The sequence below is a fragment of the Streptomyces sp. NPDC001204 genome (assembly GCF_053598035.1).
Genome location: NZ_JBSFJL010000041.1, coordinates 1 through 14,700, shown reverse-complemented (window position 1 = coordinate 14,700; position 14,700 = coordinate 1). Strand labels below are relative to the sequence as shown.

The window sequence follows — 14,700 nt, the reverse complement described above, 5'->3', positions numbered from 1 at the left end:
TCCTCGCCCCGGAGTGTGCTGTCGTGGCGTCCGCGGATGACGATTCGCGCCCGTCTGACCCTCACCTACGCGGCCCTCTTGACGGTGAGCGGTGCGCTGATGTTGGGCGCCGTCTACGCCTTCATGAGGTATGTGCCGACGTACGCGATCCTGCCGATGGGGAGTCTCTCCATCCCGGGAACCAAGCCCACCTCGGCCTTGCCGCTTCGCCCCACCGAGACCGATACCGCGGTGGGCCTCAACCTCACCAGCGCTTCCGACATCCTCAACACGCTGCTCGTCGTCTCGATCGTCGTGCTCGTCGTGCTCGCGGTGATCGGCGCGATGCTCGGCTGGGTCATTGCGGGCCGGGTGTTGCGCCCGCTCTCGGCGATCAACTCGGCCGCGAAGCTCGCTGCGACGGGCGCTCTCGATCACCGCATCGGGATACGCGGACCGAGGGATGAGGTGCACGATCTCGCGGACACCTTCGATGACATGCTCGAAAAGCTCGACCGCTCGTTCCAGGCCCACCGCCGGTTCGCGGCGAACGCCTCCCACGAACTGCGCACGCCTCTGGCGACCAACCAGACGGTGTTGCAGGTCGCCCTGGCCGACGCCGATCTCGACCGGGCCGGACTGCGACAGGTCGCCGAACGCGTCTACCGGACCAACCGGCGCAACATCGAGACCGTCGACTCGCTTCTCACCATGGCCGAGATCGGCGCCAGAGGCGTTCGGCAGGAAGACATCGACCTCGCTCAGATCGCCGCGGACGCGCTGCACGACCTCCGCGACGAGCTCGAGTCCTCCGGCCTGCAGGCGGACATCGACCTCCGCCCGGCCCATACCGTCGGCGATCAGGTGCTCATGCATCGGGTGGCCGCGAACCTACTTCAGAATGCGCTGCGTCACAATGTGGAAGGCGGCTCGCTCCAGGTGCGAACCGGACGCACCGGAGACGGTGCCCAGCTGCGCGTGACGAACACGGGACCCGTCGTGCCGGAAGCCACCGTCGCCTCCCTGACCGAGCCCTTCGTCCGCGGTACGGGACGCACTGGCGGACAGCGGCATCACGGTCTCGGGCTGGCGATCGTGGCCGGCGTCGCCGACGTGCACGACGCGGCGCTCGAGATCGCCGCGAACCCCCGGGGTGGGCTCACCGTGACGTTCACGCTCAGCGCGCGCGATGTCATCAAAAGGTAAAGAAATTCCTTGACGTTGTCGCAACTGACGGATCGCTGAACTGGTTTCGGATCAGCGACACCACCGGGTGTCGTGCCGAAAGGACGAGACCATGTTTCTCACGAAGAACAAGCAGCGGGGCTTGTTCGGAGCCCTGTCCGCGGTTCCTTTGATGATCGCGCTGCTCACGGCCTGCAGCGCCGCCGACGGCGGCAGCGACACTTCGGGTGCGGGGGACGGCGAGAAGCCCACCTCCAGCCGCAAGAGCTTCGAAGACTGGCAGCTTGCCTTCGCGCAGTGCATGCGCGACGAGGGCCTCGACGTTGCCGACCCGGGGAAGGGCGGGTTGGGCGGCCTGCAGGATAGCTCGGACGCCGCCGCGCTCGAGAAGGCCAGCACGAAGTGCCGTGGGAAGCTTGGCGACCCGCCCCCCGCCCCCGGCGTGGAGAACAAGTCGGACGAGCAGTTGCAGGAGGAGGCGCTGAAGAGCGCGAAGTGCTTCCGCGACAACGGCCTCGACGTTCCCGATCCCCAGAAGGGCGAAATCGGCCTGACGATCCCTCAGGACGCGCCGAAGGACCTGATCGCGAAGTGCGCGCCGAACTCGGGCCTCAGCGTTGGGGGCGTGCGACCCAATGTCTGAGGAAGTGGTCACGGAACACGAGCCCGCCTCCGGAGCCCGGAGCGACTCGGCTTCGCACCGCGGCCGTGTTCCACGACGCCGGTTCGTCGCGGTCGGCGCCGCTCTCGGTGTGGCCGGCCTGCTCGGGGCTGGCGCCGTCAGCGTTTACGCATACAACACGACCCGCAGCCCCGGCACCGCCAAGGAGAACCTGCACGTCAACACCGCGCCGATCGAACGCGGCACGCTCACGGGAACGACGAAGGCCTCGGGAACCCTCGCTTTCGCCGTCGCGCGCGACGTCACCAGCGGCCTCGGCGGCGTGGTCACCTCACTGCCGGCCACCGGCAAGCAGATCCACCTCGGCCAGAGGCTCTTCGCGCTCGACAACGTGCCGGTGTTCCTCTTCCGCGGGACCGTTCCCGCCTGGCGCGCGTTCCAGAACGGGATGGACGACGGGCCGGATGTCAAACAGCTCGAGCGGAGCCTCGCGACGCTCGGCTACTTCGACGGCGAACCCGACGAGAAGTTCACCTTGCGCACCGCCAACGCGATCTGGGCCTGGCAGAAGGCCACCGGCCAGAAGAGAACGGGAACCATCGAACTCGGCCGCATCGTCTTCGCCGCCGGCGACGTGCGCGTCGCCGCGGTGAAGACGACCGCCGGCACCCAGATCGGCGCCGGCTCGCCCGTCCTCGGCATCACAGGACTCGACAAGAAGGTGGATGTCGACCTCAAACTCGCCGACCAGCAACTGGCGGTCGTCGGCGGCAAAGTCACCATCGACCTTCCCTCGGGCGAGTCGACGAGGGGCACGATCACGGCGGTCGGTGTGCCGACAGAGAAAGAAGGCAGCAACGGCAAGACCGTGGTGATCCCCGTCGTCGTCTCTCTGGCCGACCCGGCGGCGGCCGGCCCGCTTCAGCAGGCGACGGTGACCGTGAACTTCCCATCGGCGGTGCGCAAGAACGTGCTCTCGGTGCCCGTCGGTGCCCTTCAGGCACTCGACGGAGACCGGTTCGGGGTCGAAGTCGTCGGCAAGGACGGTATGACCCAGCGTGTCCCCGTGAAGACCGGCCTGTTCGCCGGAGGGCGCGTGGAGATCTCCGGCGACGGCATCGCCGACGGCCAGGAAGTCGTGGTGCCGGGAGTATGAGCGACATCGTCGTGCTGCGCGACGTCGAGCGCAGCTATGGGGAGCCTCCGGTGCTGGCGTGCGCGGGGGTGAGCCTGACCATTCGGGAAGGCGAACTGGTCGCGATCGTCGGGCCGAGCGGCTCCGGCAAATCGACCCTTCTCAATCTGATCGGCACCCTCGACCGGCCCACCGCGGGCTCGGTCGTCATCGAAGGGGCGGATGTGAACGACCTTTCCGATCGTGCGCTCTCGGCTCTGCGCGCCCACCGGATCGGCTTCGTGTTCCAGCAGTTTCACCTTGCCGACGGCGTGACCGCGCTCGACAATGTGGCCGACGGGCTGCTCTATTCGGGCATCCCCCGGTCCGACCGGCGTGAGCGGGCGCGGACCGTCCTCGACCGCGTCGGGCTCGGCCACCGCCACGATCACAAGCCGAACCAGCTATCCGGCGGCGAGCGCCAGCGCGTCGCCATCGCGCGGGCCGTGATCGGCAACCCGCCGCTGCTGCTGGCGGACGAACCGACCGGCAATCTCGATTCGGCGTCGGGCGCGACGATCGTCGAGCTCCTGCACGAGATCAACGCACAGGGAACCACCGTCGTGGTCATCACCCACGATGCAGAACTGGCCGCGCGGTTGCCGCGTCAGATCGCCATCCGCGACGGTCGAGTCCTCTCCGACTCCGCCGAGAAGGCGATCGCATGAGCGCGTCGACCACTTCAGCGGCCCCCACGCCAGGCTCGGCACCGCCGCGTCCACCCCGTTCACGCCTGCTCGGCCGAGACCTGCTGCGGCTGGGAACCGTCGGGCTGCGCACCCGGCCGGCCCGTGCGATCCTGTCGGCGCTGGGCATCGCGATCGGTATCGCCGCCATGATCGCCGTCGTCGGCATCTCGGCGTCCAGCCAGGCGAAGCTCAACGCCCAACTGGCGACCCTCGGCACGAACCTGCTCACCGCGCAGGCCGGCAAGAGCCTCTTCGGACAAGACACGAAACTGCCGCCGGACACCATCGCGAAGATCGCCCTCCTGGACGGAGTCGAGAGCGCGAGCGGCTACGGCGACCTCGACGCCGGGGTGTATCGCAGCCACTTCTCCGACAAGGACGCCACCGGCGGCATCACCGCCCGTGCTACCGATCTCCACCTGCTCGGCACCGTGGGCGCCAAGCTCGCGGCAGGAGCCTGGCTGAACAACGCCACCGCGAACCTCCCCACCGTCGTCCTCGGCTCCAAGACCGCCGAACGGCTGGGCGTCGCCTCCACCGGATCCCAGGTGTGGATCGGCAACCAGTACTTCACCGTGGTCGGAATCCTCGAAGCCGTGCCGCTCGCGCCGGAGCTCGACACCTCCGCGCTGCTCGGCGCCCCGATCGCGCGCTCGCAGTTCGACTACGACGGCAGCCCGACCGTCGTCTACGAGCGCTCGGTGGACGCAGCCGTGGACTCGGTGCGTTCCCGCCTCGGCCGCACGGTCAACCCGCAGGCACCCGACGAGGTCACGGTATCCCGACCATCCGACGCCCTCGCCGCGAAGAACGCCGCCGACGAGGCGTTCACCGGGCTGCTCGTCGGGCTCGGTTCGGTTGCCCTCCTCGTCGGCGGCATCGGCGTGGCCAACACGATGATCATCTCAGTGCTGGAACGCCGCCGCGAGATCGGTCTCCGACGCGCCCTCGGCGCCACCCGCAGCCACATCCGCAGGCAATTCCTCGCCGAAGCACTCCTGCTCTCGGTGTTCGGCGGAGTACTCGGCTCGCTGCTCGGCGTCGCGGTGACTGCCGGCTTCGCCTTCATCAAGGGCTGGCCCGTCACGGTGCCACCCGTGACCCTGGTGATCGCGGTCGGCGCCACCCTGCTCATCGGAGCGGTGGCCGGACTGTACCCGGCAATCCGCGCCGCATGCACACATCCGACAGCCGCCCTGAGCGGATGAGAAGCAACGGTGTTGTCACGTTGTTGGATGCGTGACGGGGGGTGCCTCTATCTCCTTCGTCAAGCCCGAGCTGGTCATGCGTTGGCTGCTTCGGGGAGGCGGGGGTTCGTAGGAGGTGCCGTCGCGGAGCATGGCGAACAGGACGCTGATGCGGTGGCGGGCGAGGCGGTGTCGGTGTACGACCGACCTGGAGTGCAGAGTCGCGTACGGGTGAACGTGCAGACGTGTTAGGCGGCTTCGGTCTCTCGCTCGATGGCCTTGAGGCGCAGGTAGCAGTACCGCCAGAGCCAGCAGACCCCGACATCGGCCAACTACTACGTGATCCGTAAGAGGACTCCTCGTTGACCCTCCCTCTCGTAGCAATCTGGGTGCATAGCGGCTTGCTCGCAAAGAACGGTGGCCATACCCCAAACTGCGCTGGCCTTGATTGTTCCGGTCGGTCAGCGCGTTGCGCGGGCATGGGCGACATGGAGTCATGCGCATGGCATGGACATGGCCGCATGGGGCATTCCATGGTCGGCGGCGGTTCGTTGTCGTTCGGCATGCTCGCAGCGTTACTGACCGGCCTGTGGCTGGCGTACGGAGAGGAGGCCGCCTTCTGCATCCTGCGGGCCGTCGCTGATGGCGCTATCTGAAATTGGCTCTGGCCGCGATTCCGTGAATGATCTCGGTGCTGCGGCAGGCTGCCGCCGAATCGGTCTCACCTCTCGACCGCGCTGCCGAAGTGGCACGTGGTCTGCCCCGCCGTCGGCCCGATGTCTCACCCGTCATGGGGTGCGGTGCAGGCGGCTTGACACCTTGTGGCTCCGCGGCGGCAGCGCGGGCGAGCGCCGGATTACGGATGAGGCCCTTGCCTTCGGCAGGATGGGCGCATGACCGAGATCCGCACACCCCGCCTCCTCCTCCGTATCTGGCACGATGACGACCTCGCGCCGATGGCGGACATCAATGCGGACCCGCGGGTCATGCGCTGGATCGACGACGGCTCGGTGCGCGACCTGGACCACACGGCCGAGGACATCGAGCGGTGGGAGGAGGAGTGGGACGAGGAGGGCTTCGGGCTCTTCGCCGTCGAGCTGCTGGCCTCGGGCGAGCTGATCGGCTTCACGGGACTGTCCGTGCCCGAGTTCCTGCCGGAGGTGATGCCCGCCGTGGCGATCAGCTGGCGGATCGGCTCACAGTTCTGGGGCCAGGGATACGCGTCCGAAGCCGCCCACGCCACGCTGGAGTTCGCTCTTCAGGACCGCGGCCTGGACCGCGTCATCAGCATCAACCGGGTGGGTGACAACGCCTCCGAGAACGTCATCCGCAAGCTCGGCATGGTGCCCGAGCGGGAGACGGCACACCCGGTGTACGGCTACCCGCTGCGCGTTCACGCCATCGATCTCACCGAGTTCCAGGCGTGAACCGGCCGAGCCGTCGATCATCACAAGGCAGCCAGCCCTGTCCACACGTCCCCGAGCGCATCGATCGCGGGGCCTCCCCAGACCTGCTCATCTTGGCTCCCCCCCGCAGCGCGTGGACCCACGGACGAGCCCAGAGTCGGACGGTCTAAGCCGTAAGGGGCTGCGCAGTGGGTCTGGCATGGGCCAGCACCGCGGGGCTCGACATAACCGATCGACACCCTGATCTTGATGAAGTTGGTTGGGTGGCATGCCAGAGCTGCGTACCGATCGTCTTGTGCTCCGCCGGTGGCGGGAGTTCGACCTTGAGCCGTGGGCGGCGATGAACGCCGATCCCGAAGTCCGAGAACATTTGGGGGAACTGCTGACGCGGGAGCAAAGCGATGCCGTGGTGGCATCCATGCAGGCCGAGTTTGACGCGCGCGGTTTTGGATGGTGGGCGCTCGAAGCACGCCAGACTGGCGAGTTCATCGGCCGTGTCGGCTTGGACGACGTGGGCGAGGACATGCCGTTCGCGGGGGTGGATATCGGGTGGCGGTTGATGCGTTCGGCGTGGGGTCACGGTTACGCCACCGAGGCCGCCCTGGCTTGCCTGGCATTCGGCTTCGAGACCCTCGGGCTGCCGGAAGTGGTTGCGTCGACGACCGTCAACAACCTCCGTTCCCAGGCAGTGATGCGCCGGATCGGCATGACCCGGGACCCGGCCGACGACTTCGAGGATCCGAGCGTGCCCGAGGGACGGCTTCGCCAGTGTGTGCTGTACCGGATCCCCCGCAGAGATCCTCACTGCCTACACCACGTGTCGGGACACGACCTCGGCACGGCCCGCACACTCCATAAGCGGTTCAGCCCGAACCGTCGTTGATCGCGCAACTGTCTGGGTAACGAAGAGCGAACCTGGTGTTTTTCGTTACCAAGAATCGCCATCATCGCCGGATGGCTGGCGGCACCGCTGCGGCTGCTGCTCGGTCTACCCGCGGCCCCGGGCCGCCTGCGCTTCCGCCAGCCTCGCCCTCGCTCGGACCGGACACCGGGTCTTCGTCTTCTCATCCACGCGATCACATCTCGGGGACCTCCTGCGGTGACCGCTGTCGCCTGACGACAACTGGTTCGCCGAGGCACCCGGTGGGCCTCGGGTCCCGGCCCACGCCCGCGCAAGCGCTGTAGCCTCGGCGCGCCGTCGCGCCTGAACGCCGTGAGGCCGTCTCCCCACTCACCGGTCCGCTCGCGCTCTCGTGCGCCCCGGTCCGGATCACGGATCCCGAAAAGGACACCAGGTGCCGGTTACGGACGGGTGTTCCGTGGCGGGACCTTCTCGAGCGGTACGGACTGTGGCAGACCGCCTATGAATGCTTCGCCCGATGGGAGGCGGACGGCACTTGGGGCAGGCTGCTGGAGCACGTCCAGGTGCGGGACGACGCTATGGGCCGAGTCAAGTGGACGGTCTCGGTGGATTCCACGGTCAACCGTGCCCACCAGCACGCCGCCGGGACCCGCAATGATGGACACCATTCGGGTGCCGCGGACGGGGCAGGGGCGGCCCCGTACTCGCCAGGCCCGGGTGGTGGCGGACAGGGCCTATTCCTTCCGAGCGATCCGCGCCTGGTGCCGATGGCACGGCATCGCCCCGAGCATTCCCGAGCGCCGACCAAGTTGCTCACCGACGCGGCTTCCGCGGCGGTTGCCCACCGGTCTTCGCCCCCAGGCAGTTCCTTGAGTAGCACCGCGTGCAGCTAGCCCTACGCGAGCAGGAGAAGCGGGGGTTCGGGAGTGCGGCTTGACTCACAGCCATCCGCGGCGCGCCGCTTGCCAGGCGAGTTGCATGCGTGTTGCCGCGCCGGCGCGCTCCATCATGCTCTGTATGCGGCGCTGGACGGTCCGGCGGCTCAGCTGCATCTGGGAAGCGATCGCCTTGTCGGCGACTCCTGCCACAAGCAGGGACAGCAGCTTACGGTCGGTGGGGGCGAGCCCGTCGGGCGCCCCGGTCCCGTCGATTCCTGAGATCTCGCCAGTGTCGTCAACGTCCAAGGGGACAGCGTCTTCCCAGTAGCGGTCGAACAGAGCCACTAACGCGTCCAGAAGGTTGCTGTCCCTGACCAGCGCCGTGGTGGGTTCTTCCGGGCTGCCGTGCGGCCCGCCGGCGACCAACGGAAAGATGGCGACGGCGCGGTCCGCGATGGCGAGGCGTAGCGGCAAGTGAGGCGCGGCACGGGCGATCTCTCCGGCCCGTACACCCGCCACCACGTTGTCGACTGCGCCGTCTTCTTCGAAGAACGCCTTCTCGTACAGCACCCGGTATCGGACGCCGCGGGCCAGCGCCTCGAATTCCTCGGTGTTGCTGCTCGCCGGCATCGCGACGTACTGGGCCTTGCAGAACCAGAGCATCTCGTCCTGCACGCTGGTCTGGATCTGCCGAAGGTGCTGGCGCAAGGCCTCTGCTCCAGTGATCACCTCCAGCAGTTGACCGGCGTCGTGCCTGCGCATCGTGTCCCGGTAGGAATCGATCAGTCTGGCGGCCTCGCGCCTGGCCAGATCGAGCTCGTCAGCGCTGCGTTTCAGCCTTGGCAGCAGCGCCACATCAGGAGGAGCCGCCTGGTAGAGCCGGGGCGTGTCGTCGGTAGGGCTGGCGAGGCCCTTGGAGGTGAGCGAGTCCAAGATGCGGCGGGCTTGTGAGTCCGTGAGGCCGCTCCGCTGGGCGAGGTCCGCTGCGGCGGCCCGGCCGGATGTCACAAGGAGCCCATAGATGGCTTCCTCATCAGGGGATAGGCCGGCGAGCTCCAGCACTACGCATGCCCTCCTTGGCCCCTGAGCGTCGACGGTTGAATACCGTACTACACAGAGGATGAAGCACGGGGGCGAGCGGCAGGGCCGCGCACCCCCGTGCAGGAGGTTATCAACGCAGTGCGTAGGCGCGCTGCACGGTCTGACTGACGGCGTTCCCTTCGGCATCGTGGGCCGTGACGCGCAGAGTCACCTGGCCGTCCCGCTTTGACCGGCTGTCAATCTTGGCCCGGAAGGTGTTGCGGCCGAGATCGGTCGTCTTCGCCGCGGACCAGGTACGCCCGTCATCGTAGGAGGCCTCGACACGGACCGTCACCCCCCGCGGAGCGGGCAGTCCATCCTGGGCACGGACCTGGACACTGATGTTGTGCGTACCCGCACCGTGCAGGGTGTTGTGGGTGTCGACAGGTACGTCGTAGTCGAGTTGGAGCAGCGGCAGTGGCGAAACGGTCTCCGTCCGGCCCGACACGAAGGACCAGGAGGTAGTGGTGGCCACACCCGACTTCCAGTCCTCCGAATTCCGGGACGTTGTCAAATCCAGCCGGTAGGCGGCCTTGTCGGCAGTGACCTCCACGTCTGCCCAGGCGCTGTCCAGCTCGTTGATTTTCTTGCCGTCGCGGTACAGGACGGCGCTCGCCGCGTCACCGGCCGTGCCCGCGAGGGAGGTTCCGATACCGATGGCGCCGTCCGCAGCGGCCCGCGACCAGTGACCGGCCTGGGAGTCCGTGAACTCGGGAATCCTCAGCCGCAGCACATTTCCGTCGCGCACAGTCGGCGTGGTGGTGCCGGTGGGTATGGACGGCCGGACGACAGCTCCCTGCCAGGTCTCCTGCGGCTGTGCGCCGGCCCGGTAGGTCCGCGACGTATCACGCATGCCGACGCCGAGTGGCTTATCGACGTCGAACGTTGTCGTGTAGTGCACCAAGTGCTGCCACGTGGTGTCGCCGGAGCTGACGTATTCGGTGCGGGCGAATCCGGTCGGTACGAACCGGGTGTACTGGAGCCAAGCGGTCTTGTGGTAGGGCCGCCAGCCGAAGCGCTGTTCGCTTGCCCAGCCCGTACCGCCGTTGTCCGCATAGGTGTTCTGGACAACTGCGCTGTTGCGATCGGAGACGGTGTGGACGACGTGCTGGGGGATCTGCTGCGGGGACACTTGCATCACGTCGTACAGGTAGGGGCTGCGCGCCGTGCCCGAGAATTTCACCGAGGTCGACGTGCGGGCGATGCGTGCGAGCAGTTTGTCTCCCGCAGCCGAGCCGATACGCACGGTCGGCAGGGCCAAGCGCTCGCCCTGCGGGTTCCAACGGGTCCAGCCAGTGTTGTCGAAGTGGACCAGCATCACGGCGCGGACGCCAGCGGCGGCCGCCCGCGCGACGAGGGCCCTCTCATCTGCTCCTGTGGGGTTGTTCACGATTGCGAGCCGGCCGCGGGCGTGCCGGAAATCGGCAACCGAGGCGTCACCGGCGCCAACCGCGGTCAACGTGGCCCCCTGGTCATCGAAGACAGGCGACGTGGGCATGTAATAGGCGTTCAGGTCGATATCGGCGCCTGGCACCTTCGCCTGGAGGAGCGGGGCGACGAGCTGCCAGCGGGAGGCGAACTCGAAGGTGCCCTCCGTGACGCGGGCTGTCGGGCTCACGTACAGCCGCTTGGCGATGTCGAAGTACATGGTCCCCTGTGACAGGCTGTGGCCGTCGAGCTCCCGGTAGGTCTGGAAGCTCAGGGCACCGCGCTGTTCCGCGGGCCGGGGCGTGCGGATGTCCACCGGAACCGTGGTGCGGGCATCCAGGGTGACGGTCATGTCCTTGATGACCCTCACTTCCGGCAGCACTACGTGGCGCAACTCCTGCCCGTCGTCTGCCTGGTCCAGCCAGCTGTTCTCCAGCTGGTAAACACCCTCCTCGACCTCGACGACGACAGATGCGGGGTCTGTGTAACTCACGAAGCCGTCGGGGCCCCAGATGCTCGGCAAGCCCGCAGCGAGTTTGCCGTCCTTGCCGTACGTCTTCACGGTGAGCCGGTGAGTGGGCCCGTGCACCACGAGGCTGAGGATGGTGTGCACGGCGGTCTTTCCGTCGGCGGCTGTGGCGGTGACGTAGCCGTAGAACTTGCCTTTTCCGGCGCGGGCCGCATCGACGGTCAGCGGGACTTCGGCCGTCGCCCCCGCCGGCACGCGCACCGAGTCAGAGCCGAGTCGCACTGTTCCTTCGGCGGGCACCCGGCCGCCGTCGGTGGACAGCTTGACGGAGAGCGCGAGCGTGACGTCCTTGTCGGAGGAGTTGCTGTACCGAATTCGGGAGACGGCAGAAGCGGTGGACTCAGACGTGAAGGGGCCGAGGGCGAGCGTGCCGGTGGCGGTGACGGGCCCCAGTGCCGCGGTGCGCACGTCGATTCGGCCGCCGCCCTCTTCGGTGACCTTCTGGCCGGGGATCGTAGTGGCGGTGCTGATCAGCGCGTCCTTCAACTGGGTGCCGTTCCAGTCGGGATGGCGCTGGGCGAGCAGAGCGGCCGCACCCGCCACATGCGGGGTCGCCATGGATGTGCCGGAGGCAGCGACATAGCGCTCGTCCACTGGGTCACCCATCGTGGTCCCGGCCGCGCGGGCCGCCACAATGCCGACGCCAGGTGCCGTCACATCCGGTTTGACCGCGTCGTCCTCTCGGCGCGGACCGCGGCTGGAGAACGAGGCGAGTGCGTCGTTCCGGTCGACAGCTCCGACCGTCAACGCGGCGTCTGCAGCACCAGGAGAGCCGACGGTGCCGACCCCCTGTTCACCGTTGTTGCCCGCCGCCACGACGAACAGAATGCCGACGCGCCGGCTGAGCTCGTTCAGTGCCTGGCTCATGGGATCGGTGCCGTCGGAGGGTTCATCGGATCCCAGGCTCATGTTGACGACCTTGGCTCCCTGTGCCGCAGCCCACTCCATGCCTTCGATCACTTGTGACTCGCTGCCGAAGCCGTCGTCGCCGAGGACCTTTCCCACCAACAGCTGCGCTGCGGGCGCAACGCCCTTGCGGCTGCCTCCGGATGCGGCACCACTGCCGCCTACGATGGACGCGACGTGAGTCCCGTGCCCGAAGGCGTCGCCGGTACCGGAACTATCAGAGAAGTCCTTGGCCTCGATGATCCGACCTGCCAGGTCGGGATGGTTCTGGTCAGCGCCGGTGTCCAGGACAGCGACCTTGACCCCGTCACCTTGGTAGCCGGCTTGCCAGACCTCCCGAGCACCGATCTGGGCCGTGCTGCGATCGAGAGACGCTCGCACCCGGCCGTCCAGCCACACCCTCGGAGCATCAGCTGCCTCGGCTGCTTTTGTCTGTTCGCCAGCGGGCACCAACTGCTTCCAGAACCTGCCGAGGTCCGCTTCGCCTACCTGCACCGCTTGTGCGTCGATGCTGTCGAGCCTGCGAACAGAAGAGCCTTCGGCAGTCAAGCTTCGAAAGACCGATTCCGCTGTCCGCCCGCCCCGCCCCACGATGAGCGGCAACGCGTGCGCGTGCGCCGTGTCGTACTTCTGAGCGAGGAGTGCCGTCACATCGAACAGCTCCCGGTCCAGGCGTCCGGCCGCCACCAGAGCTCCGGCGTCAGACGGAATCACCGTCACGTGTCCGTCTTGCTCGAAAGTCCGAAAAATGATGCCCCGACGCCCAGCCCCCGGAGTGACGGAGGCGATCTGCCGCCCGCCCGCAGTCGGGGTGACGGTCACACTGTCACCGGTAATCAGCTTCACAGTCGCCGAGTTGCCTACCGACGGGCTCACAAGTGCTTCCGTGCGCAGACTGCTTGCGCCGGCGGGGACGGGCGCCACGGCACCCGCAGCTAGCGCGAAACCCGCGGATATTGCCGCCCACAGGCGGATCCGTCTCATCAGTGCTGCCTTCCCTTGCATGCAGTGTGCTGTTCACACGCTGGACAGAATCAGCTGGCCGGAGACCGGATGTCACTTAATCCGGGTGGCACAGGTGAGACATGTCGCAAGGGCGACACGACACCATCCAGTGGTTGATGGGTGGGAGGAAGCCGAGGACTACTGGCGCTGGACCATGAGCGGCGTGGGCCGCAGCCGGAGCCGCCGCAAGAAGAAGACCGAGTCGGCCGCCCCGCCGGAGCCGACGACCAGCACGCTGTGGGCCTCGCCGGACGGCCCCGGCCTCCTGGCACGCCACACCTGCATGTGGGAGACCCGCCACACCGCACAGGAGAACGACGGAGGTTGGCCCCGAACCGACCGCAGCCCACTCGCGGCGGCGGTGGCCGACGCCCTCGACGCCTACGACGTGATCGTCCTACTGCCGAGGTACTGGTCCTGGCGGCCTCACGGTCCTGCGCGACTACCTCCTCCGGCACTGTCACATTGTTGTATTGGGGTGGTTCTGGCAGCCCGTCAGGGCAGGTCGCCTCATGCCGCCCCGGCGGATGGCCGTTGTCAGACCGGCGCGGCCGTGCCGGTGACCTGCTTCCAGGTGGTGAAGCGCTCGGTCATCCCGGTGCGGTACCGGGCTGAGGTCAGGCGGTGGCGTCGGGGTCGGAAGTGGGGGTGAGACGCCGCTGAACGCTGACAGGAACCGCTGCGCGTGGCTGGGCGAGGTGAAGCGTTTCATCGCCCGTTCGCGCTGGCGGGTCGGCTGGTGCGAGCTCTCGGCCCGGTTGTTGAGGTACTTCGAGGTGCGATGCTCCACGCCCGGCATGACCTGGCGGTGGGCTGCGCCGTAGGAGCGGAGCTTGTCGGTGACCACCACCCGCGGCGTGTACTCCAGATCCTTCAGGAGCCGACGGAAGAACCGGACGCCGCCTGCGTGTCGCGTCGGGGCTGGACCAGGATGTCGAGGACGTTGCCGTCCTGGTCCACGGCCCGCCACAGGTAGTGCAACCGGCCGTTGATCTTGATGAAGACCTCGTCCAGGTGCCACTTGTCCCCGGGCCTCGGCCGCCGTCGGCGCAGGAGGTTGGCGTACTGCTGCCCGAACTTGCCGCACCAGCGGCGGACCGTCCAGTAGGAGACGACCACGCCGCGCTCGAGCATCAGCTTCCTCGACCTCGCGGAACGACAGCGGGAAACGGAAGTACAGCCACGCGCAATGCGCGATCACCTCGGCCGGGTACCGATGCCCCTTGTACAACGGCGGCGCACTCTCCACGGTGACCCCCTCCCCGTACGGCCAAGCCACGCGCCAGCCAACGTGACAGTGCGCGTTCACGGCGGACCCTAAAACTCGTCCGTACCGTGGGGCCACTCAAGTGCTTACAAACAGGGCGGATGAGGGTGGGCAGGACGCGGCAATGGGCAGCGGCCCCCTGGTCAGGGGGCCGCTGTTGGGCTGCGGCGTTTTCGCTTAGGCGGCGCGGCGGGTCTTGCGGCCGCGGACTGCGACGGCGGTGCCGGCACCGGCGACGACCAGCGTGGCGGCCATACCGGCGATTGCCGCGGTGTTGTCGTTCGTACCGGTCTCGGCAAGGTCGGAGCTCATGGCCACAGTCGACAGGGCGCCGTCGGTCTTCATGACGCTGTTGGTCTTCGGGGCGTGGTGGTTCTTCGGGGCGTGGTGGTTCTTCACGGCGTGGTGGTTCTTCGGGGCGTGGTTGGTCTTCATGGTCTTGTTGATCCAGTCCGCGTAGGCGTGCGCGTTGGTGTAGAGGCCAGGGCCCTCCGAGCACGGCA

Annotated in this window: 12 protein-coding genes and 2 pseudogenes; 9 read left to right on the top strand and 5 right to left on the bottom strand. The window is 67.8% G+C overall.

Going from position 1 to position 14,700, the window contains the following annotated elements:
- The first annotated feature begins 36 nt into the window (after positions 1 to 36).
- The 9 genes and pseudogenes from ACWC91_RS36450 to ACWC91_RS36410 all read left to right on the top strand — a co-directional run.
- The gene (locus ACWC91_RS36450; RefSeq protein ID WP_281155340.1) at positions 37 to 1,185 is read left to right on the top strand and encodes a HAMP domain-containing sensor histidine kinase; all 1,149 of its coding nucleotides are present in this window, start codon (positions 37 to 39) and stop codon (positions 1,183 to 1,185) included.
- Positions 1,186 to 1,276: 91 nt separating this feature from the next.
- Positions 1,277 to 1,807 (top strand): hypothetical protein, encoded by a 531-nt coding sequence (locus ACWC91_RS36445; RefSeq protein ID WP_281155341.1) that lies wholly within the window; start codon positions 1,277 to 1,279, stop codon positions 1,805 to 1,807.
- The gene (locus tag ACWC91_RS36440; RefSeq protein ID WP_450640840.1) at positions 1,800 to 2,942 is read left to right on the top strand and encodes an efflux RND transporter periplasmic adaptor subunit; all 1,143 of its coding nucleotides are present in this window, start codon (positions 1,800 to 1,802) and stop codon (positions 2,940 to 2,942) included. Before ACWC91_RS36445 ends, ACWC91_RS36440 begins: the two co-directional genes overlap by 8 nt.
- Positions 2,939 to 3,628, top strand: coding sequence for an ABC transporter ATP-binding protein (locus tag ACWC91_RS36435; protein WP_281155343.1), 690 nt, complete (start codon positions 2,939 to 2,941; stop codon positions 3,626 to 3,628). Before ACWC91_RS36440 ends, ACWC91_RS36435 begins: the two co-directional genes overlap by 4 nt.
- Entirely contained in the window at positions 3,625 to 4,857 is a 1,233-nt protein-coding gene (locus ACWC91_RS36430; RefSeq protein WP_281155344.1) for an ABC transporter permease, read from the top strand. Before ACWC91_RS36435 ends, ACWC91_RS36430 begins: the two co-directional genes overlap by 4 nt.
- Positions 4,858 to 5,357: 500 nt before the next feature.
- Complete coding sequence (locus ACWC91_RS36425; RefSeq protein WP_281155351.1) at positions 5,358 to 5,492, top strand: hypothetical protein; 135 nt, start codon at positions 5,358 to 5,360, stop codon at positions 5,490 to 5,492.
- 237 nt (positions 5,493 to 5,729) lie between these two features.
- Positions 5,730 to 6,263, top strand: a complete 534-nt coding sequence (locus ACWC91_RS36420; protein WP_450640842.1) for a GNAT family N-acetyltransferase — start codon at positions 5,730 to 5,732, stop codon at positions 6,261 to 6,263.
- A 247-nt stretch (positions 6,264 to 6,510) separates the two neighbouring features.
- The gene (locus ACWC91_RS36415; RefSeq protein ID WP_450640843.1) at positions 6,511 to 7,125 is read left to right on the top strand and encodes a GNAT family N-acetyltransferase; all 615 of its coding nucleotides are present in this window, start codon (positions 6,511 to 6,513) and stop codon (positions 7,123 to 7,125) included.
- Between the two features lie 416 nt (positions 7,126 to 7,541).
- Positions 7,542 to 7,957, top strand: a pseudogene (locus ACWC91_RS36410) (transposase); the annotation flags it as partial.
- Between the two features lie 85 nt (positions 7,958 to 8,042).
- On the opposite strand, the gene ACWC91_RS36405 reads toward ACWC91_RS36410, so the two are convergent.
- The 5 genes and pseudogenes from ACWC91_RS36405 to ACWC91_RS36385 all read right to left on the bottom strand — a co-directional run.
- Positions 8,043 to 9,044, bottom strand: coding sequence for a helix-turn-helix transcriptional regulator (locus ACWC91_RS36405; RefSeq protein WP_281157455.1), 1,002 nt, complete (start codon positions 9,042 to 9,044; stop codon positions 8,043 to 8,045).
- 109 nt (positions 9,045 to 9,153) lie between these two features.
- Positions 9,154 to 12,909, bottom strand: coding sequence for a S8 family peptidase (locus ACWC91_RS36400; RefSeq protein WP_281157456.1), 3,756 nt, complete (start codon positions 12,907 to 12,909; stop codon positions 9,154 to 9,156).
- A gap of 159 nt (positions 12,910 to 13,068) precedes the next feature.
- Complete coding sequence (locus ACWC91_RS36395) at positions 13,069 to 13,215, bottom strand: hypothetical protein (protein WP_281157457.1); 147 nt, start codon at positions 13,213 to 13,215, stop codon at positions 13,069 to 13,071.
- Positions 13,216 to 13,467: 252 nt separating this feature from the next.
- A pseudogene (locus ACWC91_RS36390) lies at positions 13,468 to 14,179 on the bottom strand (IS6 family transposase).
- A gap of 195 nt (positions 14,180 to 14,374) precedes the next feature.
- Positions 14,375 to 14,700, bottom strand: a 326-nt coding sequence (locus ACWC91_RS36385; protein ID WP_450640845.1) for an LAETG motif-containing sortase-dependent surface protein, incomplete at its 5' end; no start/stop codon positions are given.